Consider the following 25069-nt stretch of genomic DNA (forward strand, 5'->3'; position numbering starts at 1 on the left):
AGTATTATATCATGAAAAAAATATTTATAACCTTGCTTATAGGCTCATTATGTTTGGTTAGCTGTCAAGACGATCTAAATACCGAAACAACAGGATTATCTACCAAGGAGGGATTGGTTACAGCTGATGTAGTCGAGAATTCAATAAGTTCATCTTATCAATTACTTTCAAACAGACTGAATATTCTGGGAGAATGGAATTGGGCCGGAGGTCTGGTTTTTCAAAATGATTATATCATGCAGGACATTGCATCTGATGATATGGAAAAAAAGTGGATCTCAGATGGGGATCAGCCCTGGATTGATGAAATTAATAATTTTACCTTTACCTCGACAAATGGAGGTCCCAATGGTTTATGGAAGTATAATTATGAAGGAATTAAAAGACTTAACTTAGGAATTGAATTATTAACAAGAGCAGATATTGAAGCCGTTACAGGTATTACAACTGCAAGGAAAAATCAGTTATTAGGAGAAGCTTATTTCTTAAGATCTTATTATTATTTTTCGTTAGTAACGAATTTTGGAGATGTCCCTTTGATTGTAAAGCCCGTTGAATCTCTGGAAGAAGCTTTTGAAGTATCTGTCAGAGCAGATAAAACAGTAGTTTGGGATAAGATAAAATCAGATCTCGTCCTTGCACAAAACTTGCTTCCTAATAGCAAATATTCATCGACTACTGAGAAATGGAGAGTTTCAAAAGGAGCTGTTATTGCATTACAGGCCAAAGCAGCTTTATATACTCAAAAATGGTCAGAAGTGGCACCATTGGTAGATCAGTTACCAACATTAGGTTACGGTTTAGATGCTAATTATTTTGACAATTTCAGCACAGCTAAAGAGTACAGCGATAACGAAGTTATTTTCTCTTACGATCACCAATCCAATATTGTTCCCAGGAGAGGAAACGGAATTTGTGCCCCTTTAGGATGGGGGTTCTTTGCTCCAAGCACCGATTTTTTAAATTCATTTGAACCAAATGACCCAAGAAAATTATATACTGTTGATGTTACAAATCAAAATATCAATAAAATGCTGGGCAGTTTAGACGGAACAAACAAAGGAAATGACGATGCGCCCAATAACAAAGTTTACTTGAGATATGCAGATGCCTTGCTTTGGAAAGCGGAAGCACTTAATGAAGCAGGAAATTATTCAGAAGCAATTGCGATCATCAATCAAATCAGATTAAGAGCAAGAACAACTATTACCGCTCTGGGAACTGTGCCTCCTGCAGGAACTTTACCGGATAGACCAGCATCATCAGATAAGGCACTTATAAAAACCTGGCTGATTTCTGAAAGAAGAGCAGAACTTGGTTTTGAAAATCAAAGAATGCTTGATTTAAAAAGATGGGGAATAGCGAAACAAGTTATGACGGCTCACGGAAAAAATTTCCTTGATAAACACATGTTATATCCAATTCCACAATCAGAAATTGATGCATCGGCTGGAACTCTAACACAAAATTCAGGATATTAACATTTCTCTATGTAAGATTAATTCAAGTCTGCTTACTGATTTGGATTAATCTTTATAAACACATATAATAAATATGAAAGATATTGCAAAACGTTTTGTGACAAATCCCTTATTGTCACCAAAAGACCTGCCTTCAAGTGCCGAGGGCCTGGAAATTACCTGCCTTTTAAATCCTGGAGTATTTCAGTTTGAAGATAAAATATGGCTATTAGTGCGAGTTGCCGAAAGGCCGCAGCAAAAAGATAATATAATTTCATTTCCTATATTAACTCAGACTGGTGCCATTACCATAATTGAAATACCAAAAGACGATCCGGACTTAATTGCCACTGATGCAAGAGTTATAAATTATAAAGGAGTTGACTACTTAACTACCTTATCGCATCTTCGTTTGTTGTGCAGTGAGGATGGACATAAGTTTCATGAACCGGAAAACTATCCATCTTTAGTTGGAGAAGGAATATTTGAAACCTTTGGGATAGAAGATTGCAGGGTTGCCTTAATTGAAGGAAAGTATTATTTGACATTTACCTCGGTATCAGATAATGGAGTTGGCGTTGGGCTACGTACCACAACAGATTGGAAAAATTTTGAAAAACACGGTATGATTATGCCGGCACATAATAAGGATTGCGCCATTTTTGAAGAGAAAATAAATGGTTTATTTTATGCGCTTCACAGGCCAAGCAGTGTTGATATAGGCGGTAATTATATTTGGATTGCCTCTTCGCCTGACGGAATTCACTGGGGAAACCATAAGTGTATTATCAAAACAAGAAAAGGCCTTTGGGACTCTAAAAGAGTAGGAGCGGGAGCCGCTCCAATAAAAACAGAAAAGGGCTGGCTGGAAATTTATCACGGAGCCAATGATAAGCATCAATATTGTTTAGGTGCATTTTTAATGGATTTGGAAGATCCTTCGAAAGTTATTGCAAGAACTGAACTGCCTATTATGATCCCTACAGAGGATTATGAATTAAATGGTTTTTTTGGTGAAGTTGTGTTTACAAATGGGCATATTGTAGGGCCAGATGGAGATACCGTTACGATTTATTATGGTGCAGCAGATGAATTTGTCTGTGGAGCTGAAATGTCTGTTAAAGAAATATTTTCACTTTTAAATTATATCGAATGTTAAAGAAATTTCAAACAGAAATAAGCTATTTTAAAAATCAGACCCATAATTTTCAGATTCTGATTTTTACTAATCTGGTTTATGCATTAGTACTTCCTGTAATAGATATTTTTGTTGCGGCCTATATCATGAGAAATTCAAATGATACCTCTAAAGTTGTAATTTATCAATTGGCCATTTATACCGGAATCCCGCTTACCTTTCTCTTAAATGGTTTGTTGTTAAAACATTTCAATATAAGAAAGTTATACTCATTAGGAATGATGCTCAGCGGTGTTTCGATGATTATTATGATGTCTTTGCAAACATTAGATTTAATTGGAATTGGAATAGCCGGAATTACTATGGGGCTTTCTTTTGGACTCTATTGGTCTAATAGGGATTATTTGGCACTTTCGATAACCAATGATAATAACAGAAATTATTATTACGGATTAGAAACCTTTATTTACACTATTATAGCTATTGTTGTACCCGCTACAATTGGCTGGTTTATACAATCTAAAACAGGCGAAGATCAAAAACATAATGCGTATTTAATTATTACCGGAATTGTTTTTCTAATTACTGTTTCTGCTTCTGTTGTTTGTTTTCGCGGAAAATTTGAGAATCCGGTACAAAAACAATACGTCTTTTTTAAATTTCACCCTTTATGGAACAAGTTGCTTTTGTTAGCGTCTTTTAAAGGATTAGCGCAGGGGTTTTTAGTAACAGCTCCGGCAATGCTTATTTTTAAACTCTTAGGGGAAGAAGGTGCGTTAGGGAAAGCACAATCTATTGGAGCAATTTTGGCAGCAATTATAATTTACTGTATCGGACGTTTTTCTAAGCCATCAGACAGGATAAAAACATTTTCAGCGGGACTTATTTTGTTTGCCCTGGGAGCTTGTTTAAATGGGGTTTTGTTTGATAAAACAGGTGTAATTGTGTTTTTGTTGTTATTGCTAATAGCAAAACCTTTAATGGATCTTGCTTATTTCCCCATTCAGTTACGAGTAATTGACATTGTATCGCGACTTGAAAAAAGGGGTGAGTTTACTTATATACTAAATCATGAAGCAGGATTGTACGTTGGAAGGTTATTTGGAGCAGGGACTTTTTTGATTTTATATTATGTAGTTTCAGAAGATTTTGCTTTGCGATATGCTATTGGAATTATTGCCTTATTGCAATTGTGTTCCATTTTTATAAGTAAAAACATTATAAGTGATGGACATAGAATTTCTCCTGAAAAAGAGATAGAAATTGGCGTGAAAGCTTTGGAAGATACAGCTGCAAATTTACTCTAAAATAAAAAATGAAGCAATGAATACTATTTTAAAAATAACTGTTACATGCCTGTTAGTTTTAAGTTTAAACGCTACAGCACAAGTAAAACAACAATCGATTCCTCGTGTAGATCAAATGCCAAATTATCCGAAGCCTTTTCAGATTATTGATTATAATAAACTGGCCAAAGATTTTGATAAAACAGTATATGATTTTAATGCAAAAGGCAAATTTTGGCCAATGGTATGGATTGATAAAAGTCAGAAGAACTTCCAGCAGGATGTTGTAGGTTTATATACAGCTGTTGGGGATGTGAGACAAGGCACAAACAACAAAGGTATGTTTCATGAAGCACTGGGTACTATGGGAGCGACCTTAGGAGCAAGTTTAGTAGGTATTGATAAAACAAACCAGCAAAACCGAAATTACGTTGGCATGCTAAAAAATTATTTTAATAAAGATACCGGCTGGGATATTATGATGAATAATACCTGTCCGGAAGTAGCTTTATTAGGCGGCGGTTATGGTCGTGATTGGTGGTATGATGTTTATCCTAATCTATTATTTTATGCTGTTTATGATCAATATCCAAAAGAACCGGAATTTGATGAAATTGCAAAAACTATAGCTGAAAAATTCTTTAAGGCAGATTCTATTTTAAAGGGAAATTACAATTACTCCTTTTTTGATTATGGAAAAATGAAACCCATGACCAATAATATCTGCGCCCAGCCCGATGCAGCTGCAGGTCATGCGTGGGTTTTGTATTCGGCTTATAAAAAATTTGGGGATAAAAAATATTTAAAAGGAGCAGTCAGTGCAATGAATGCCCTAGAAGCACAGCCTATAAATCCAACTTATGAATTGTTAATGCCTTTTGGTGCTTATGTGGCGGCACGATTAAATGCTGAAGAAGGTAAAAAATACGACACCAATAAAATGCTGGGCTGGAGTTTTGACGGAACAGCAATCTGTCGTGAAGGTTGGGGCATTCTCGTTGGAAATTGGAACGGGTTTGATATTTCAGGTACTGTCGGAAGCACCGTAGATCATGGTGGATATGGTTTTTTAATGAACACTTATGATGCTGCCTGGCCCTTGGTGCCAATGGTTCGTTATGATCAGTCGTACGCGCAAGCTATTGGGAAATGGATGCTCAACGCTGCAAATGCTTCCCGCTTTTTTTATCCACAATATATGCCCGATGAGCACGAAACGATCCCTGAATTAGCAGAAGTTTCAAAAGGTGTTATTGGATATGAAGGCATCATTAAAAAATCAAATTTAAAAGGATATGACAACATCCAGGCTCCGGTTGCTCAAGGCGATGGACCACTTTGGGTATTGGGAGAAAATCCTAAGGAATCTCAGTTTAGTATTTATGGAAGTGGACATGTAGGGATTTTTGGCAGTATAATCAGAAAAACCAATGTTGAGGGAATTTTGCAGTTAAACTTATTGGCAACTGACTTTTTTAAAGATGAGGCATATCCAACTTATTTGTATTATAACCCATTTGATGTAGAAAAAACAATCGCCGTGGAAACGACTAAAAATAAAAAAGTCGATTTATACGATACTGTTTCAGGCAAATTTGTTGCTAGAAATGTTGCAGCTTCATCACAAATTAAACTTTCTGGAGGCAATGCTGCAGTAATTGTCCTTGTTCCCGCAAAAGGAAAAATTATATATCAGGATACTAAAATGCTCGTAAACGGAATTGTTGTTGATTATCACGCGCAGCTTCAAAAATAAATCAGAAGATGAAATTTCCATTTAAAATTATTTTGCTGGTTTCGTTTTTTATGTTGAAAAGCGATTTTATTACGGCTCAAAACGCAGATCAAAAATGGTGGAAAGAAACTATTTTTTATCAAATTTATATGCCAAGTTATGCAGATAGTAATGGTAATGGATATGGTGATTTTATAGGGATGACGGGTAAATTAGATTATCTTCAAAATTTAGGGATAAAAGGAATTTGGTTAACCCCATTTTTGACTTCACCAAAAGTAGATAACGGTTATGATATTGCAAATTATTACGAAATTGATCCCACTTATGGTAGCAGGGAAGATTTTGATCTTTTCTTGAAAGAAGCTCACAAGCGTGGCATAAAAGTTATTATGGATATGGTTGTAAATCATTCCTCAACCGATTGTAAATGGTTTCAGGAATCCAGAAAATCCAAAGATAATCCGTATCGTGATTATTACATCTGGAAAGACAAGCCTAATAATTGGGAATCTTTTTTTGGAGGATCAGCCTGGGAAAAAGATGTACAAACCGAGCAATATTATTACCATAAGTTTGACAAAAAAATGGCGGATCTTAATTGGTCAAGTCCTGAATTAGTTGCTGAGATTCAAAAAACACTGCGTTTTTGGCTTGATGCCGGAATAGACGGGTTTAGACTCGATGTAATTAATTTTTTAACTACTGACGAAATTACCACTGATAATCCGATAAAGGACGGACAACAAGAACATATAAATGATATCGATCAGAAAGGTGTGAAAAATGCTATGCGAATCATAAAAGCGACAGTAAACGAATATGAAAATCGTTTTATAGTTGGTGAAATTGGAAGTGATAAAATCGAAGTTTTAAAACAATACCAATCAGATGATTTACTTGATGTGGTTTTCAATTTTAATTTCGGAAGTATTAAAAGTTTTTCTGCCAAACGTATTTTTGATGAAATGCAGAGTATGGAGAAAAACATGAGCAGTTATCCAACCTTATTTTTTGGAAGCCATGATATGCCCCGAATGATGAATCGTCTTGCAGAGGGGGATGTAGATAGAGCATTTGCACTGGCAGCTTTAACTTTGACAGCAAAAGGAATTCCATTTATTTATTATGGAGAAGAAATAGGAATGAAGAATATTACCGCCAATACTATTCAGGAAATAATAGATATACAAGGCAAAACCCATTATAAGCTGGCGCTTGAAAAAGGTAAAAATTTAACGGAAGCACTTCTTGAAGCCAATGAACACAATCGAGATAAATCCAGAAGTCCAATGCAGTGGAATGAAAAATTAAATGCCGGATTCTCTACTGAAAAATTATGGATAAAAATTAATTCGGATTATAAAGAAACAAATGTTGAGGCCTTGTTATCTTTAGAGAAATCAATTTTAAATAAATATAAAAAGTTGATAGCATTACGAAATAATGAAAAAGCGCTGCAATATGGAAAATACGATATTCTTGAATTTAATGACGATCAAATTTCATTTGCAAGATCTTTTGAAGGAGATAGAATTACTTTTGTTGTTAACTTTGGATTAAAAAAGAAGATATTTTTACCAGCCAAAGCTAAGGTATTAATGGGAAACAAAGATTTGAAATCGAATAGTTTTATTATTTATAAAAACGAATAGGATGATTTTACCTTGATTTTTAATCTTTGGTAACAGACATTAACAAGTGGAAAGAGTATTTGGGCCCATTTGGAAAATCTAAATCTTCGTACAAAAGGTTTAGTCAGTTTAACGATTAATAATAAATATCGTTTTAGGTTTTAGAATCTTTGATTCTCTACCAAAGATTCGTATAGAGATATATTTTTCATTTGATCAACTATGTACTTACCCATTTTTTCCTTCTCTAATGAACAAATCTTGATTATTACTCAGCAGATTGATATATTCGGATTTATTCATTGCCTTTGCGGCTAACCTTTGGTACCAAATGTTGTAAGTCCGGATCAATTTTGATACGATCCAATTCGCTTTGTATAATCAAAACAATGTCCTGTTTTATCTGTTTGTAATTGGCTTCAATTTCCTGTTTCATATTATCCTGAGCATGTTCATTAGAAAATGATAATATTTCAGGGATCTTTTGATAGGCTTTGGTTTCGGTAGCTACTTTTTCATTATCCACTACAATTTCAGAGTGAAAAATTTTCTGCTCGATACGTTGTTCAAAATTATCTGAGACAGCCCCTACAAAAACACCTTGAGTTAATGTAGAAATTTTAGATGCAGGAATGAGGCTATCCAATTGTGTGGAAATCGATGTTGATGTGTCATTACGATTGATTGATAAACTTTGTCTTTTCTGCAATACTTTACCAAAACGTTCCGACAGATTTTTGGCAGTTTCTCCTACTACCTGTCCACTGAAAATATTACCGACCGTGTTTTGAATGACCTTACTTTCTTTATCTCCATAATCTCGGTTTAATTGCGAAAAATCCTGAAACCCTAAACATACTGCCACCTTATTACTTCGGGCAGTTGCAATAAGGTTATCGAGTCCTCTAAAGTAAATGGTGGGCAGCTCATCTATAATAACTGAACTTTTTAATTGCCCTTTTTTATTGATAAGTTTTACGATACGTGAATTATACAAACCCAGTGCAGCAGAATAGATATTTTGACGGTCGGGATTATTACCAACACATAGTATCTTAGGCGCTGCAGGATTATTGATGTCTAACGAAAAATCATCACCTGTCATTACCCAATAAAGACTTGGGGAGATCATACGAGATAATGGTATTTTGGCTGAAGCTATCTGACCTTGCAATTGGTCTTGTGCACCGCCTTGCCAAGCATCCATAAATGGAGATAAATAGTTCTCCAGTTCAGGATAGGAGGTAAGAATTGTAAATACGTCTGCATACTTTTTATTCAATAGCTCAATGGCATGCGGGAATGTACAATACTTCCCGTTATTATAGATTTTGAGAAACCATATAACAGCTGCTAGAAGGATAATCGGACTTTCCACAAAGAAATCTCCCTGCTTTTGTATCCAGCTACGGTTCAGGTTTAGCATTATGGTATAAGCTGCTTCGTAAGCATCCGAAATATCGGTCATGAAATCAGGATTAAGCGGATTGCAACGATGGCTTTTTCTCGGGTCATCAAAGTTGATGACGTAAAATTTTGGTTTGACTTCATATTTATCATGATGCTTTAATAAATGATTGTAGGCAATTGTAGAGAGGTCGTCAAACTTAAAATCGTAGATATACATCGAAAAGCCTTTTTCAATCTGTTGCTTGATGTAATTGTTAATTATTGCATATGATTTTCCCGATCCCGGTGTTCCTAATACAATTGTTGCCCTGAACGGATTGACAATATTAATCCAGCCATTGTTCCATTTATTTTTATAATAAAATTTGGTAGGGAGATTGACTGAATATTCATTTTGCATAAGCTTTGTTTCCTGTTGGAAACTCTCGTTGTCGTTGTTAAATACATCATCCATCAAGTTAGTACGTAAAAGGCGACTGATCCAAACACCAGTCATCATCAAAGCTATATAACCTAATCCCATTGTAAGGATATAAAAGAAAGGTGCTGTTTCCAGAGATAGCTCCAATAATGGAGTATTCAAAAAGAAAAGGACAAAGCCAAAACCTAAAGCACTATAGATTTTTATCGATGTAATTTTCTCATTCTTTACGCCTTTAGATCCAAGGCAGCTTAAGGCCAGCAATAGTATTGCGAAAACTTTTGTGTAAAGTGTATGAGAAAATAGACCAGCGGTCCGTTGGAAATTTCCTAGTATTTTATTGATAATTTCCAATGTCCAACCGTGATCTAAAAAGAAACCATAGCAATACCAATAAAGATGCATTAGTATTAAGAGAATGCTTACCGCCCTCATAAATGCCATAATCTTGGCAAGTCCTCTTAAATCATCTTCCCCCTGCATTTTAAAATATTTAATGTTAGGGAATGAATTTAAAGGCTGGATTAACTGCGTTGTCAAAAGTGGCAGTTGATGACTTTAAGTGGCAATATTTGACGTTAAGTCATAATTTAACAAATCTTAATAATATAGTTTTAAAATTAGAGAGGCATTTTTCTAAATGGTTCTATTAGAGTAAAAATGAAGTTTAATTATTTGTATTTCATGGTCGATCGTAAGTAATAGTTAATAGTGGAGTTGCTGTTTCTAAGTAACTTTTAGATTAATTTATTACATTTGTTTATGGGTTTATTTATCCTGTTAATTTAAACTATGCGAGAAGAATTTAAAGAGTTAGAAGATGCTTTATTTAAAGCGTTAAATTTGAAAATATCAGATATTGTAGATGAGAAAGAATCCCAAGACTATTTCGGATGTAGTTTTAAACTAGGAGGGTTAAACATAAAATACCGAAAAGCAAAAATCACTCCTAAAAAAATTGGTCAATTTGTAGCACTATGGAAAAGGAATACTGAAGGGAAAACAGAACCATTCAGTTTGGACGATAATTTTGATTATTATATTATTGCGACAGACCAAGAAGATAATTCAGGTTGTTTTATTTTTCCAAAAAATGTACTGGGTCAAAAACAAATTTTATCTGAATATCAAAAAGAAGGAAAACGAGGATTCAGGGTTTACACCGAATGGGATATTCCTGCAAACAGGCAAGCACAAAACACAAAATCATGGCAAGTTTTATATTTTGTTGATTTATCTAAAAATAGAGAATTATCAATTGACAGAATCAAATCAATTGTCAAATAAAATTTTCTGATTCGATTATTTTCGATGTCTTTTACGGTTTCTTTTCTTGTTCATTTTGTTAACAAAATCCTGTTCTTCATAATCTTCACCCAGTGCTGGGGGCAGTAATCCTGGTAAAACTTCTATACTAAAAGCAGGAGTTTCTTTATTCAGAAAATCAAAAAGCTCGTGGGGCTTTTCTGCGGGCAGGTTATCCCATGCATTTTGTTGTAATAATTTAGGTTGGAGTTGTTGAGGTTCTTTTAAGTCAGGTTTGATGTGATGGTTCCAATAATCATTAAAGGCATTGGCGGCAAATTCTTTCCCCAAACGGGAACCGTTCCAAACGGTTTTAGAATTATGGTCAATAAAAGTAATACCATAAATACGCCCTGAATCATTTTTGCGAACTACTGTATTGATGCCTTGTCGGGCTAATTGATTTTTAAAGTTTTTTTTGTCATCTGACGATTGTAAAGCAATAGTAATGGTAGTTTTGAGAATAGCTTTTGCGGTATTATCCTTTAAACTTTCTTTGCATTTTGCAAAATGCAAGTTTAAAGCGGGCAGTCCAGCACTTTTACCAAATAAGGATGCCTTGAAAGGATGTCCGGCTTTTTCGCATTTGTCATTTAATGGAATGTACAATAAACCTTGCTGCATTTTTCCATGCAGTTCACCCTCCACTTTTTCAGTAGTAATATTGAACTGGGAAAGTAAAGCGTTGTATTCTCCCAAAGTCTGGAATTTGTAGTGTTTATGAAGGTGGCGGACAACCGAAGCAATCTGGCTTTTAATATCTCCTTTCTGATAATCTACAGGACGGAAAATTTTGTCATTTTGCTGATGCTCTTTCTCCGTTGCAGGTATCAGTCCATACTTTTTTTCCATCTCCCTGCAGAGATTCATTGACCGTCTTTTCTCAAACTTGTCTGAAATCTTTTTACCCTGTTCATCCACACAAACAGATACAATATGGATATGGGTACGGTCAATATCCGTGTGTTTGAATACTATAAAAGGCTGTTCTCCATAACCCATTTCCTGCAGATACTCCTGTGCCATTTGTGTAAATTGCTCATCACTTACCTTATCCTTTGGGTCGGGATTGATTGAAATATGCAAAGTTGTCTTTTCTGTATTGCAGTTGGCTATCAGGTATGGCTCAAAAGATTGGGCTAATTGTGCAACGGAATAATGCCCGTTGGGTGTTTCTATTATTCTATTGGTAGATAAAATCTGCCCGTTTTCCTTATCTATTTTGAGCTGATTGTAGGCTAATGCTCCGTATAAATTTTCGCTTCTTCCGATTTTTGCTATCATTTCTAAGGTTATTTTTTAAGATGCTTTGTTTCAAATTCTTCACTAATCTGAATAATTTTTTGGCATAGCATCGCCATTTCAGCTGTTTGTTTTTCAAGTTTGTACAGGAACGCTGCGGCTTTTTTCTCGGAAAAATTCTTGTACAGCAGCTTTACAATCTGATTATAGTTTACGCCTACGGAGCGAAACTGGCTGTGAAATGAAGTCAGCCGCATATAGAAATCAACCGTTCCTTTATCGATCTGAATAGTTCTGATTGTCTTTTCAAAGATGCAGGATGTTATAAAATGTGCCTTTACCTTCATGCCCGAATGATCAAATAGGGCTAGAAAACGGGCATTTTCCTGTTCATTAAAAGAAATTGTATATCGGATTTTCGCTGGGTCTTTCTTAGGCCGACGTCCTATCTTTTTAGACTGTTTTCTGTTATTCTCATTCATCATAAATCCATTTTAATCTGCGCAAAAACCTCGACTTCGGAGAGCGTTTTCCAGCCCCCGGCAGGGCAAGTTGTTTTGAGATGCTGAATTCATTTCAAGCATCTCAAAACACAACTTGCCGTGTTCTGGTGAACACTAAAATCCACCTTTCGGGATGGATTAAATGTAGCAGGGAAAAACAGTTTCAGGCTGTTCACTTTTCTACCAGTTGTGTCATATTGCTTTTGCATAAGTCCGTTAATAAAAATCACTTTGCAAAGTAAAATCTTGTTTACGAAAGGATTGTACCAGATCAAAGTGCCAAACACTGCCTTTGAGTTCCAATGTGTCCCACACAGCAGTTAGCAGGAAAATCAATCGCTTTATTTGCCGTAAAGTTTTAGTGCAGGTAATACAACTTCTATTTAAACAAGGAAGAAAATAAGGTTTGTATACAAACAATTTTCAGTAAAAGCATAAGGTTTTAAAAGCATAAAAATGTAAAAGCATTTTGCTTTTTTTAAAGTTTACCCATTGCCAAAAAACATTTCAGGCCAGACTACAAGAAAAGCAAAAAAAAGGACAAGAAAATACCCAAAAGAAAAAGCAGGAATATAAATATCAGGGAATATTCAGATGCAGGAATATTCAAGCCTGCAAAACAAGTAAAGTGTTTAACAATAAATTCTTAAATAATGGAAACAATAAAGAAAACTTTAAAAATCAGTTTTTCAACCCCTAAGGGAGGTGTTGGAAAATCTACTATGACCGCACTACTTTCGAGTGTGCTTCACTATCGTTTAGGTTTTAATGTACTTGTAGTAGATTGTGATTTTCCGCAACACAGTTTGGCTAATATGAGAGAAAGGGATCTCAAAACTATAATGCAGAATGATTACCATAAAAAGGCAGCAATGAAGTTGTATCAAAGCATAAATAAAAAGGCATACCCTATTATCAGCTGTAGGGCTGAAGAAGCCTTGGAAAAGACTTTGGAATACGTAAACCAATCTGTAATAGAACCTGATGTAACTTTTTTTGACCTTCCAGGCACAGCCAATACAAAAGGTGTATTGACTACATTAAGAGCAATGGATTTTATTTTTTCTCCAATTACTGCTGATCGGCTGGTTATGGAGAGCACACTTAGTTTTACTAAAGCATTCCTTGGATTACCACAAACAGATGAAAGCAATAAAGATCAAAAAATGTTGCTGTTTTGGAATCAGGTGGACGGCAGGGAAAAAACAGGAGTATATGAAACTTACCAAAGTGTCATAAGCGAACTTAATTTATCTGTAATGAATTCACGAATTATGGACAGCAAGCGTTTTCGAAAAGAAACAGATGATACGCCAAACAGCGTATTCCGTTCAAGTCTGTTACCCGCAGAACTCAATCTGATGAAAACTACCCGATTGGATGGATTTATTGAAGAGTTTTTAAAAATTGTTAATCTCTAAATTGTTAAAGATGCCTATAGATAATAGAAGAAAAGACTTTGATAAGCCTGATATTGATGAAGAATTAATTCTGAATATTATGAGTGGAAATAATTCTTCTGTTGTATCTGGGACCAATCCACAGCCTGAAACTCCAACGGAATCTAAACAAAAGGAGAGAATCCGCAGCGGTCCGTCCAAGAAATTAAATTACGAGGAGTTTTTTTTGGTTAACCGTTTTCCATCAGGGCGCAGCGGCAAAGTAGTTTATATACGTCCGGAATACCACGAGAGGCTCTTACGTATCGTCCAACTAACGAGCGAAGAAAAGACTACGCTCTATTCTTACATTGACAATATTCTTGAACACCATTTCAGCGAGTTCGGGGATGATATTATCCATTATTTCAACGAACGATTTAAACCCATTTTATAGCTATGGAAATACTCATTATAATCTGCCTGCTGGTTGTTATTGCCTTGTTATTAGAAGATAAAATGGTTATTTCTAAAAGGAATGAGCAAAAACCGGCACAAGAAAAACTAAATCAGAGTCTGCCTGATATCATGGGGCAGTCTAAATCGGTAATAAGTCTTTCAGCGTCAAAGACTTCAAATGAAAGCCAAATTCAGGAACTAGAAATAAATCCTGATAATTTAGACATAGAATACGACAAAAATGAAAATATTGCTATTCAAATTCCACAGCAAGATCTTGACGATGTTTTCAGAAACATGCCTGATTTTGAAGAAGAGGAAGAAGAATGGAACAGATATGGAATATCCGGTGGGGTTAACGGTTTTGCCCAAGGGGTTACCTTCGAAGAACTAAGCTCCGTGGGGATGATGCTGCAAAAAGAAAAGTTGGAGCCATCTCAAAGGGAAACAATGGCTGACATAGTTCAGAAAATACAAGGAACCGAATTATTCAGCCTACTGGAGAATTCCATAGAAGGTGCCTCCCGTAAAATAGCTGAGCTGTTAGACGGGAGCCTTTCTTATGAAACTAATTCTGATTCTTCCAGTATGTGGAAAAGTGATTTGAGTGATTTTGATATTGCGGAGTTTGTGTGAAAATCTAATCGTCTGTTACATATAATCAGTCGTCACTTGATGAAGGGCAAATTGGAATTAAGATTTCAACTGCCCTTTTTTCATTTTTATAAATTCATTATGATTAAAGGTAATGTGTGAAAAAAAATGCTAAATTTGACAAAAAGTGACAAGTCGTTAAAATGGAACAAGCAGATTTTGGTATTAGAATAAGACAGTTAAGGGAACAGAAAGGACTGTTGCTTAGGCAAATTGCAGCTGTTTTGGAAGTTGATACCGCTCTTATAAGTAAGATAGAACGAGGAGAAAGAAAAGCCAGTAAAGAACAGGTTGTCAAGTTTGCGGAATTATTAGAGGTAAATATAAATGAACTCTTGGTAATTTGGCTTTCGGACAAAATTGTAGATATGCTGGCGGAAGAACCATTGGCACATGAAGCGCTTAAAAATTCAGAAAAACGATTAAAAAACAAATAGTTAAATGGACGGCATGTCATTGAATATTACAGAAGACCTTATCAGTAAGTTAAAGGAATTGGTTCCCGGGGCTTTTACTGAAGACAAACTTGATATAGAACAGTTAAAACAGTTATTAGGGGAAGATATTAGTAATGAGACTGAGCGGTATCAATTAAGTTGGGCAGGAAAGAATGATGCTTATAAGGTGTTGCAGCAAACTACAAAAGCAACCCTACTGCCAATAGTAGAAAAATCATTAAATTGGGACGATGCGGACAATCTATTGATTGAGGGTGAGAATTTAGAAGTTTTAAAACTTCTTCAAAAATCTTATTACGGTAAGATTAAGGTGATTTGTATAGACCCTCCTTACAATACTGGTTCTGATAGTTTTATTTATCCGGATAAATTTTCTGAAACTAAAGAAGAATATTTAAAACGTCTTGGAGAAAAGGATGAAGAAGGTCACTTAATGAAAGAGGGATATTTCCGTCCGAATAGAAAAGAGAATGGTCAATTTCATTCCAATTGGCTTTCTATGATGCTCCCAAGGTTATTTCTTGCTCGTAATCTATTAAAAGATGATGGTCTAATTTTCGTCAATATTGACCAGAATGAAATTTCGAATTTGAAATTGCTAATGGATGAGGTGTTTGGAGAAGAAAATTATGTTCAAGAAATTATTTGGCAGCGTCACGCAGGTGGTGGAAATGATTCCAAATATTTTGCGATTGATCATGAATATATTCTATGCTATGCAAAAAACTTAGCGTCTATTTCTAAACTTAGGCTCCCATTAACACAATCTGATATTTCGCAATTTAAATTTAAAGACAGACACTTCGATACATTAGGTCCTTACAAAACAAAATCATTTTATAGGATGCGTCCAGATGATCCAAGACCGGGTTTGCAATATACAGTAAAAATGCCCGATGGTTCAGAATTATTTGGAGAATGGAAGTGGGAAGAAAACTCTTTTCTAAAGGCTTTGGAGCAAGACAAGGTTATATTGAGAAAAGATGATAAGGGTAAATGGACAGTAGAATATAAATTGTATTTAAATGCTGATGGTGGAGATGAAAAGAAAAAAGTTCCAAGATCAATGTTTTTAAATGAAGCAAGGAACAGCCAAGGAAAACAAACTTTAACTAAAGTATTAGGTGTAGCAAATATTTTTAACAATCCTAAACCAATTGAACTTTTAAAGACTTTAATTAATATAGGTGTTGGTGATTCGGATGATGAATTTATATTAGACTTTTTTGCAGGTTCTGGCTCTTTAGGGCAGGCAGTTTTAGAAATGAATACTGACCAGAAAAAGAACCTTAAGTTTATTATGATTCAACTCCCTGAAGAAGTTGACCAAAAAAGTATAGCCGCAAAAAATGGATTTAAAACAATTTCCGAAATAACGCAAAAGCGAATAGAAAATGTAATAAAAAACATTCAAGACAATAGAAACGCACAATTTCAATTTGAAGAAAAGACATCAATAGGTTATAGATTCTTTAAACTTGATAGTTCGAATTTTAAGATTTGGCGCGGCGATTTAATCCAAAGTGAAGAAGATTTAGTAAAACAAATCGAACTTTTCAAGACAGCAGAACAATTAGGAAGTAAAGATCTTAATATATTATGGGAGCTTCTTTTGAAAAACGGTATTGAATTGACTTCTGAAGTAGAGACAATAGTTACTAAAAACGGGCGTGTTTTTTTCTCTAATCACGGTAAAATTGCTTTCTGTTTTTCAAAAATAGATGATGATGTGTTAAATATTCTCCTTCAAAGAAATCCTACTCAGTTTATATGCTTAGATAGTGTTTTTAATAATGAAGACTGCCTCAAAACAAACATTCAATTAAAACTTGAGGAGAGAAATATAAGTTTGAAATCACTATAAAAAAGAATTATAATGAATATAAAAAAGGTTATAATAGAATGTCAGACTCCACCAAATAATAGCTACGTAAGTAAAAAGTTTTATACACTTCAATGCAAATTGATAAAAGGCAGCGATGAATATAATGATATACTTGCCAGAGCAAACCAGTTAGCTAATTTGGTAAATGCGGGGGCAGCAAACCAATCGGATATGGAAAGAAATCTCCCAAGAAGAATTATTGATTCATTTGGGGGCTTGTGTGCTGAATATGGCTGGGAAAAAGCAATTAACATGGTATTCAGCGATATTGCTTCGCCCACACCTTTTACCAGTGCATCCATTCAGGTTGATATTGAACTTACAAATGGTGAAAAATTAGAGGTACGATCCTCGTTCCCAAGGAAGGGCGTAAAGTTTGCTGTTTGCAATGATTATGCACCTTTCAAAAATATCGGTCCCTATTCAAACAGTGTCAAACCTGGCGAAATTCAAAAGAATCTCTACTTGTGTGTACTTTTTGATACCCAAAAGGAAGATCTATTGACAGCAGATTCAATACTATTTACTTTAGTGGGAGGTTCAACATGGGATATGATGGTGAATCAAGGAGTGAATACTGCATTGAGACCTTATGATGATGACTCGTTCGCTACTAGCAGTAATTATAAGGTTATAAAACTTTCTGATGCATTAGATGCTGAAAATGTGTTTGTTGAAATAGAGCGATTGGGCTACCAAAGAAAGAAGAAATGAAATTAAAATTTGATTCAAAACAAACCTATCAGTTAGAAGCTATTCAATCTGTAATTGATCTGTTTGAAGGACAACATTTAAATAATTCAGACTTTGAATTTTCTTACACTTCGTCAGACAGTGGAAGTATTAAGTTTGTTGAAACAGGTATAGGTAATAATTTTACGCTGACAGAAGAAGAAATTTTCGGTAATCTAAGTAAGGTCCAAGACAGTAATAACTTAAGAGGAGATGAAATTTCAGTTAAATTAGAAAAACTATTGTACACAGAAATAGCAGATAATAAAGGTGGTATTGCGGATACTGCAATAGAAGCACCATTTCCTAATTTTTCAGTTGAAATGGAAACAGGTACAGGAAAAACTTATGTTTACCTGCGTACAATTTATGAGCTTAATAAAGTTTATGGGTTCAAAAAATTTGTTATTGTAGTTCCATCTGTTGCTATCCGTGAGGGAGTGATAAAAAGTCTTTCTATCACATTTGAACATTTTCAGGGCTTATACGAAAATGAGCCTGCGGAGTTTAAAGTTTATGATTCGAGTCGTTTGACGGATTTAGGAAACTTTTCCAAAAGCAATGCTATACAAATATTAGTGATCAATATCGACAGTTTTACTAAAGATGCCAATGTAATCAATCAGATAAGAGAAACAGGTATTAAGCCAATCGAGTATCTGCAAAAGTCAAATCCTATTGTAATTATTGATGAACCGCAAAATATGGAAACGGATATTCGTAAAAGGGCAATAGCAAAACTGAATCCTCTGTTTACACTTAGATATTCGGCAACTCATAAAAATCATTATAATCTCATTTATAAGCTGGATCCAGTAAAAGCATATGATTTAGGTCTGGTTAAACAAATAGAGGTCGATTCGGTAGTTACTAAAAACGACAGTTCGGGCGCATTTATAAGTGTAGATAAATTCATTTCTAAAAAACAATCTATAACTGCTAAAATTACATTATTTGTTAATGATAAGGGAGGGGTAGCTAAAAAACAGGTAACTGCTAAAATAGGTGATGATCTGCATAAGCTATCTAAAGGCTGGGACATATATAAGGATGGTTTTGTTATTAACGAATTGGATGCAGAAAATGGTTCGGTAGAATTTTCCAGTGGTCAAATCGTTTATCAGGGTGAACCTGTAGGTGGATTAAACGACCAGATATTAAAAGAAATGGTTGATGCTACTGTAGAAAATCATTTCAAGAAAGAAAAAGAGTTAAATGCGAAAGGAATCAAGGTTTTATCTATTTTCTTTATTGACCGCGTTGCTAATTATAAAAGCTACGACGAACAAGGTATTACGGTAAAAGGCAAATATGCTTTGTGGTTTGAAGAAAGTTTTAATAAATGGAAAAATGTTCCTGCTTATCGAGAGCTTTATACATATGATGCTGAAGAGGTACACGACGGTTACTTCAGTCAGGATAAAGGAAAATTTAAGGATTCAAAGGAAGGGAAATCTACTAAAGCTGATGATGAGACTTTTAAGCTTATTATGCAGGACAAAGAAAGATTATTGAATATTGAGGTTCCTTTACGATTTATATTCAGCCACTCTGCATTAAGGGAAGGCTGGGACAATCCCAATGTATTTCAAATCTGTACATTAAATGAAACTAAGTCAGAGATGAAAAAACGCCAAGAAATTGGTCGTGGGTTACGTTTATGTGTTGATCAAACTGGTGAACGTAATTTAGAGCGTTCTGTAAACCGTCTTACAGTAATAGCCAATGAATCTTATGAAGCATTCTCTAAAGCATTGCAGTCAGAAATCGAAGAAGATACAGGCGTTAAGTTTGAAGGTCGAATCAAAAATGCAAGAGAGCGAAAAAAAATACAGCTAAAAGATAAGTGGATGGACGACTTGTTGTTTCTTGAATTATGGGAGAAAATCAAATATCGCACAGAATATAAAGTTGATTATGACACTGCAGATCTAATTAAAAATTGTGCGGCAGCTATTCAGAAAATGCCAACTGTAGAAAAGCCTATTATCTATCGCGAAAAAAATGTAGCCAAATTTATTAGAGATAAAGAAGGAAATTTGGTGGAACTCGGTGGGGAACAAAAAGGTTCTAAAGAAAAGGTAATTAAAAATGCTCAATACGATATTCCAGATTTTGTAGCCTACATTCAATCGAAAACAGAACTTACAAGAGATACTATAGCCAAAATTGTTTTACAATCTAAACGTTTGAAAGAAATTTTCAACAATCCGCAGTTATTCATGGATACAGTTGTGAAGATAATCAAAAGTGAATTTGATAAGATTAAGATAAGTGGTATTGAATATGAAAAGATTGCTGGACATTCCTATGAAATGAAATTGTTTGAGGCAGCTGAAATAGAGCAATATTTAGATAATTTGATAGAAGTAAAAAAACAAGTAAAAACAATATACAATTACGTAGTAATAGATTCTTTAAGTAGTCCTGAAAAGCGTTTTGCAGAGGATTGTGAAACGAGAGATGATATTCTTTTTTATGTAAAATTACCATCTAAGTTTCAAATAAAAACTCCAATTGGCCCATACAATCCTGATTGGGCATTGATTAAGAGAGAGGATGGAGAAGAAACTAAAGTTTATTTTGTAGCAGAAACTAAAGATGCAAAAGCCGCAAAAGACAGATCTTTATTGAGAGATAAAGAGAGGATGAAAATAGAATGTGCAGAAAAGCATTTTGCAATAATTGACAATATACATTATCGTGTTGTAGGTTCGGTGAGTGATTTAAAAGTATAATAAAACAGTAGTTTTAAAATTAAGAATCAACAATAATTCGAAGCTTTAAAAGTAATAAATATGACAAACGTAATTGTCTAACTTTCATAATTCTATCGAGGTTTTGGGAAATAGCAAGCAAAAAATATTTTAATTGCCACCATTTTATCTAGGAACTAGTGTAGAATATAGTTGATAGAAAGCTATTTAAGTAAAATTTAATTTACTGTCAGGATTGTTAGCCTATTAGAAAATTCCATAGAAAGTGTTTCCCGTAAGATAGCTCAGCTTTTGGACGGGAGCCTTTCTTCTAAAACAAATACCGGTTCTTCCACTTTGCGGAAAAATGATTTGTATGAGTTATCCTCACGTAAAATCGAATATAAAGTGCTTCAATGTACCAACAGCAGTATGCTCAGATTCATAATAGTCTGCATGAAGTGCATTTGGTTTTATAACTAAGGACTCTGCAGTCCTTTTATCTTTAAGTAGCAAGTTATTGATGCCATCAACAGTTTTGCCTTTGACGCCTTCTACGACGTAGCCGACAATACTGCCGTCTTTATATTTGCCCGAAGTAAAGTTATTGATCCCTGTTTCAATATATCGTCTTTTTAGAGCTGAGTCTTTTTCTTTGAGATTTTTAGCCTCAAAAAAGTACTCATATTCAAAAGTTGACATAAAAGATGTGAGGCGGAAATCAATTCTAGGAAAGGTCGCTGAAAAACCCTTGACCTTTGGGATTGCTTTGGGAAGGTGTGCTTCTACATTCGAGGAAACCTTCCATTTAGACCTAAGTGGGTTGAGTTTTATATATTCGTGCAGTTCAGAAGAAATGTCGTTCTCGTCCCAATCCAGTTGTATTACTTTTGTAGTCAAGGATGTTTGATACGCCTGGGTCAGTAACTTAAAGCACCTATTTTCAAATGCACTTTTAAAGGCTTGGTATATTTCACTATCTAATGCCATCCTAAATCCCGTTTAAAATTTCAAGAATTAACTCAGATGCATCTGCTAAAGCCATTGACTGTGACCAAAATCTACGTTGGTTAGGACGAATTATGTAAATGTCCCTACCTTTTTTGTAGTTCAGTTTTTTGCGGAAGTAAATGTTGGTAGCTTTCTGTTCCCATAGGAAATTATCCAGTTTGCGAAGTTCCTCATCAAGAGATTCACTTGATGAAACTAATTCTTTTTTTTCACTTTCAAAAGTTACTTTCGTAAGCATTAAAGGGGTGTAACTACTAATATTAAAACATGTAATATTTGCAAATAAGTCCTGTCCTTCCAACATGTCATTTATTTCAGCGCTTAGGATAATTGAATATGCATTCAGATGTTCCTTTAGAACTGAAAATAAGGCATGTGATTTTTCCTGTTTATGAAATAAATCGATGCTAAAATTTATGGCATCGTTAATCATTATAATCTCGCTGTCTAAGAGTTGAAAGCTTTCAAAAATAATCTGATCAATAATATTTATACAGGATTCGATTTCAAGATATTCAGTATGATCATAGAGAAAAGATTCACTGCTCAACTTAGTAATAATATTAATTGAATTGGCAGAGATCAAATGATCCTGTTCTTCAGTCAGATTTATAGGAATGGATAAATATTCACCTTTCATTATCTGTTCTCTCTCAATACCATAAGAAGAGATTGTCATAAAAAGAAAATAGGTGCTTATTGAAGAGTTAAAGTAGGCCATCAATGTATGTAGCCTCTTAATGTTTGCATGATTTGAGTAGAATCCATAAACACCATCTCTGAATGAACAATCAGCACTAATATAGGTAGCGCACACAGTATTTTTTTCCAAGCCTTTCTTTAGTAAAATATGGGGATTGATAAACGCTTCGATATCGCCAAGTCTTCTAAAGGCCCCAAGTTCATCTATTTGATCAATTTGATCAACTTGGTGCAGGTTTTTGTAAAAAGTTTTCGCTTTTGCAGTCTTGATGGATTTTTTTACATTATCCAGGACTGAATCTGGAGTGTAATATTTTGTAATAAGATCGGTATCTAAGTAAGGTAATTTGGTGAGAATTTCTGAATGAGAATGTTTATCTTTTGTCTGTGTCAGCAATTGGAAACCTACCGCCGAACGGATGTCATAATTTGTGTTATAGACGGCTATGTCATTATAGATATTGCTCGTAAGTCTTTCTACAAGTTGCCAGTCGTTCATACCTCCCCACATTGCGACCTTCCAGATTTTAGTATCATCTTTTTTACATTCCTCGCGTGGAAGATATTTTAAATCTGTAAAATCGATGCTTAATCCTTCAATAATGTTAGATTTTATATAGGTTTTTGGAGCAACATACACTATTTTGTCGGAAGGGTCTTCAGGTGGCTGCTTTTGATAATAAACAATACTGATAGGGCCTGTTGCGTCGCCAAAGAGCTGACCTCCAAAGTTCTTTTTAGCATTTCGCAATATTGAAAAATTGTAAACCTTTTCCACGTAACAATCATTGAAGAGCCATCTTCTGAAATTTTGGTAAGTGGTGCCTGTATTAGTTAATACTTTTGTGTTAAAAATCATGGCAATTTTTCCATCTGGTGCAAATGCTGTGGCCTTGTGTAAGAAAGGCAATACCATTTCTTTTGCGAAGCAATGCAAGTCACAATAGGTTCTTATTGAATCCGACTTTATGTCCGTCCCAAATGGCGGATTTCCTACGATCAGGTCAAATTTGATAGACTCTATTTCGGGATTGGTATCAATGGTGTCCCTGCAAAACAGGTTAAAGCCCTGCTCTTGCAGAGTCGGATCATTAGGATTGTTTATAAGGTTAGGCAGGCTGTAATTTTTATTTTGCCATATGGTTTTTGGATTCAAATTATCAACCAAAGCAAGATACAAGCTAAAGGCAGCAACCTTGATTGCTTGCGGGTGAAGCTCGATTCCGAAAATATGCTCCGTTAGCAGTTTCCTGAGCTCGTTAAAGTCTGTCAGTTTTTGCTTATGGCTGTTTTCATGTCGTTTGACCAATCGTTTAAAGCTTTCTACCAAAAAAATACCTGAACCACATGTTGGATCTAGGATTTTTAGGTCATAGTCAATTTCCCCATTATTGATTGGTAATTGCTCATTGAGTATAAACTCAACCAGTGCTGGTGGTGTATAATACGTACCGGTTATTTTTTTAAGTTCTGGGTCTGTCTTGAATAAGAAATTTTCATAGATTTCGCTTAAAAGCTCGATCTGAATGATACTAAAATCAAATATCCGCCAATCATCAAATAAGTTTATCTGCGGAGTGTTATCATTTCCGCTTATAAAGCATTTTTTTATAAGTTGAAGGTGCTCGACTCTTATGTTTTCATCGTCGGTCATGGTAAACACATTCCCGTTAAAATGATTTTCCAGCTTTTGAAAGAGGGCATAAGTAGCTGTAGTGTCTTCCAGGATATCGAAAAATGATTTTGCCCCTTCCATAATATTGGAATAGAAACTCTCGTCGGTGGCATCTCTGTCTTCTAGATATAATAAGAAAAGCGATCGCAAAATCAGCTTGTGAATGAGGTTAATCTCCAGTCCTTGTTCTTCAAGCTGCTCTGCAGTGTTGATCAGGCTTTCAACTAGGTATTTGTCAACTCTTTTCTGAATATTGATTTTTTTTCGAACAAATTCCGCTTCTTCAAGAGTCCATATGCTGCCAGAGTCTATAGCCATTGTAGAGAACAGCCTATTTAATTCCCCTAGTTTTTTTTTGTCAGAAAAAATATATCGAGCTATCTCAATCTTTTGCAGCTCTTTTTCTTCATCAAAGTTATTTACGGTTATGATAATTGGTTTTTCGGAACAGTTATAGATTCGCAATTCAAATTCCGACTGGACATACAGGAAAAATACCTTTTTATAATTCCAAATTTTGCGTTGGATTTCTGCTATTTGCTTTAAAGTTTTAGTATCAAAGGATGTAACTTTTTTTACAAAGATTGCCGGAAAACTGTTTCCGGAATCATCAGTGTTAAAATATACAGAGTCAACATTAAATTCACGAACCTGATCTAAAACAATAGATTGGCTTTCGGAGAGTTTTTGACTTTCCGAATTTACTGATATAGCCCTGCCCAATCCTATTGATGCTATAATTTCCTGGCCGGTCATGGCTATCTTCAATTTGAAATATTACTCCCCATTTTACAAAAATAATGTTTTAAACATTAAAAAACTGATCTATTTCTAAAATTAATATTGCTTTTTCTGCTTTAGACTGCCAAACAGTTCCAGTAGTTACCAATTCTCTGAATTCACTTTTCTTATGACTGACATTTGATATGAAAACCTGCAAAGAGTAGGTATGAATTAGAAACTTAATTCGGTTTATCATGGAAAAACAAAGAAAAAAAAAGCTATTAGCAGCAGTGGTAATGCTGACAGGTTTCAGTGCGCTGGCGCAGGGAAACGGTACAGCAGGTATTAATGAAGCCACTCAAATGGTAACGTCCTATTTCGATCCCGCCACACAACTTATTTATGCTATTGGGGCCGTTGTTGGTCTTATCGGAGGGGTTAAGGTGTATAACAAATTTAGCAGTGGAGACCCCGACACCAGCAAAACTGCGGCAAGCTGGTTTGGTGCGTGTATCTTCCTGATTGTAGCAGCTACCATTTTACGATCCTTCTTCCTTTAAT

19 protein-coding genes are annotated in these 25069 nt (G+C 34.8%); 14 read left to right on the forward strand and 5 right to left on the reverse strand.

Going from position 1 to position 25069, the window contains the following annotated elements:
* Window positions 1–11: 11 nt before the first annotated feature.
* The 5 genes from AC6CH4_RS14535 (at window position 12) to AC6CH4_RS14555 (ending at window position 7274) form a co-directional block, all read left to right on the forward strand.
* Window positions 12–1481: a RagB/SusD family nutrient uptake outer membrane protein gene (locus AC6CH4_RS14535; RefSeq protein ID WP_498104116.1), complete on the forward strand. Its 1470-nt coding sequence runs from the start codon at window positions 12–14 to the stop codon at window positions 1479–1481.
* 73 nt (window positions 1482–1554) lie between these two features.
* Window positions 1555–2619: a glycoside hydrolase family 130 protein gene (locus tag AC6CH4_RS14540; RefSeq protein WP_498104118.1), complete on the forward strand. Its 1065-nt coding sequence runs from the start codon at window positions 1555–1557 to the stop codon at window positions 2617–2619.
* Window positions 2613–3905 (forward strand): MFS transporter, encoded by a 1293-nt coding sequence (locus AC6CH4_RS14545; RefSeq protein ID WP_498104120.1) that lies wholly within the window; start codon window positions 2613–2615, stop codon window positions 3903–3905. The genes AC6CH4_RS14540 and AC6CH4_RS14545 overlap by 7 nt, the downstream gene beginning before the upstream one ends.
* A gap of 16 nt (window positions 3906–3921) precedes the next feature.
* Entirely contained in the window at window positions 3922–5640 is a 1719-nt protein-coding gene (locus AC6CH4_RS14550; RefSeq protein WP_498104122.1) for a hypothetical protein, read from the forward strand.
* Window positions 5641–5648: 8 nt separating this feature from the next.
* Window positions 5649–7274: an alpha-glucosidase gene (locus AC6CH4_RS14555; RefSeq protein ID WP_498104123.1), complete on the forward strand. Its 1626-nt coding sequence runs from the start codon at window positions 5649–5651 to the stop codon at window positions 7272–7274.
* A gap of 274 nt (window positions 7275–7548) precedes the next feature.
* Here the strand turns inward: AC6CH4_RS14555 and mobC are convergent, their stop codons facing one another.
* Entirely contained in the window at window positions 7549–9567 is a 2019-nt protein-coding gene (gene mobC / locus AC6CH4_RS14560) for a conjugal transfer protein MobC (RefSeq protein WP_498104125.1), read from the reverse strand.
* Window positions 9568–9876: 309 nt separating this feature from the next.
* Between mobC and AC6CH4_RS14565 the strand changes: the two genes are divergently transcribed.
* Entirely contained in the window at window positions 9877–10371 is a 495-nt protein-coding gene (locus AC6CH4_RS14565) for a MepB family protein (RefSeq protein ID WP_498104127.1), read from the forward strand.
* Between the two features lie 15 nt (window positions 10372–10386).
* Here the strand turns inward: AC6CH4_RS14565 and mobB are convergent, their stop codons facing one another.
* Both mobB and mobA read right to left on the reverse strand, forming a co-directional pair.
* A complete protein-coding gene (gene mobB, locus AC6CH4_RS14570; RefSeq protein WP_498104129.1) occupies window positions 10387–11673 on the reverse strand; it encodes a conjugal transfer protein MobB in 1287 nt (428 codons plus the stop codon).
* 8 nt (window positions 11674–11681) lie between these two features.
* A complete protein-coding gene (mobA, locus tag AC6CH4_RS14575) occupies window positions 11682–12113 on the reverse strand; it encodes a conjugal transfer protein MobA (RefSeq protein ID WP_498104508.1) in 432 nt (143 codons plus the stop codon).
* A gap of 674 nt (window positions 12114–12787) precedes the next feature.
* Here mobA and AC6CH4_RS14580 point away from each other — a divergent pair.
* The 7 genes from AC6CH4_RS14580 to AC6CH4_RS14610 all read left to right on the forward strand — a co-directional run bounded on the left by AC6CH4_RS14580 (window position 12788) and on the right by AC6CH4_RS14610 (window position 20439).
* Complete coding sequence (locus AC6CH4_RS14580) at window positions 12788–13555, forward strand: ParA family protein (protein WP_498104131.1); 768 nt, start codon at window positions 12788–12790, stop codon at window positions 13553–13555.
* 10 nt (window positions 13556–13565) lie between these two features.
* Window positions 13566–13970, forward strand: coding sequence for a DUF3408 domain-containing protein (locus AC6CH4_RS14585; protein ID WP_498104133.1), 405 nt, complete (start codon window positions 13566–13568; stop codon window positions 13968–13970).
* 2 nt (window positions 13971–13972) lie between these two features.
* Window positions 13973–14608: a conjugal transfer protein TraD gene (locus AC6CH4_RS14590; protein WP_498104135.1), complete on the forward strand. Its 636-nt coding sequence runs from the start codon at window positions 13973–13975 to the stop codon at window positions 14606–14608.
* 161 nt (window positions 14609–14769) lie between these two features.
* Entirely contained in the window at window positions 14770–15063 is a 294-nt protein-coding gene (locus AC6CH4_RS14595) for a helix-turn-helix domain-containing protein (RefSeq protein WP_498104137.1), read from the forward strand.
* A gap of 4 nt (window positions 15064–15067) precedes the next feature.
* Entirely contained in the window at window positions 15068–16948 is a 1881-nt protein-coding gene (locus tag AC6CH4_RS14600) for a site-specific DNA-methyltransferase (protein ID WP_498104139.1), read from the forward strand.
* Window positions 16949–16960: 12 nt separating this feature from the next.
* The gene (locus tag AC6CH4_RS14605) at window positions 16961–17683 is read left to right on the forward strand and encodes a hypothetical protein (RefSeq protein WP_498104141.1); all 723 of its coding nucleotides are present in this window, start codon (window positions 16961–16963) and stop codon (window positions 17681–17683) included.
* Entirely contained in the window at window positions 17680–20439 is a 2760-nt protein-coding gene (locus AC6CH4_RS14610; protein ID WP_498104143.1) for a restriction endonuclease, read from the forward strand. The genes AC6CH4_RS14605 and AC6CH4_RS14610 overlap by 4 nt, the downstream gene beginning before the upstream one ends.
* Window positions 20440–20784: 345 nt before the next feature.
* Here AC6CH4_RS14610 and AC6CH4_RS14615 read toward each other — a convergent pair whose 3' ends face one another.
* Complete coding sequence (locus AC6CH4_RS14615; protein ID WP_498104145.1) at window positions 20785–21387, reverse strand: hypothetical protein; 603 nt, start codon at window positions 21385–21387, stop codon at window positions 20785–20787.
* Between the two features lies 1 nt (window position 21388).
* Window positions 21389–24541 carry an HsdM family class I SAM-dependent methyltransferase gene (locus AC6CH4_RS14620; protein WP_498104147.1) on the reverse strand — a complete coding sequence of 1051 codons (3153 nt, stop codon included), beginning with the start codon at window positions 24539–24541 and terminating at the stop codon, window positions 21389–21391.
* Window positions 24542–24762: 221 nt separating this feature from the next.
* Here AC6CH4_RS14620 and AC6CH4_RS14625 point away from each other — a divergent pair, with 221 nt between their 5' ends.
* Window positions 24763–25068 (forward strand): DUF4134 domain-containing protein, encoded by a 306-nt coding sequence (locus AC6CH4_RS14625; RefSeq protein ID WP_498104149.1) that lies wholly within the window; start codon window positions 24763–24765, stop codon window positions 25066–25068.
* Window position 25069: the final 1 nt, after the last annotated feature.

The sequence above is a fragment of the Flavobacterium sp. GQ95 genome (assembly GCF_059758655.1).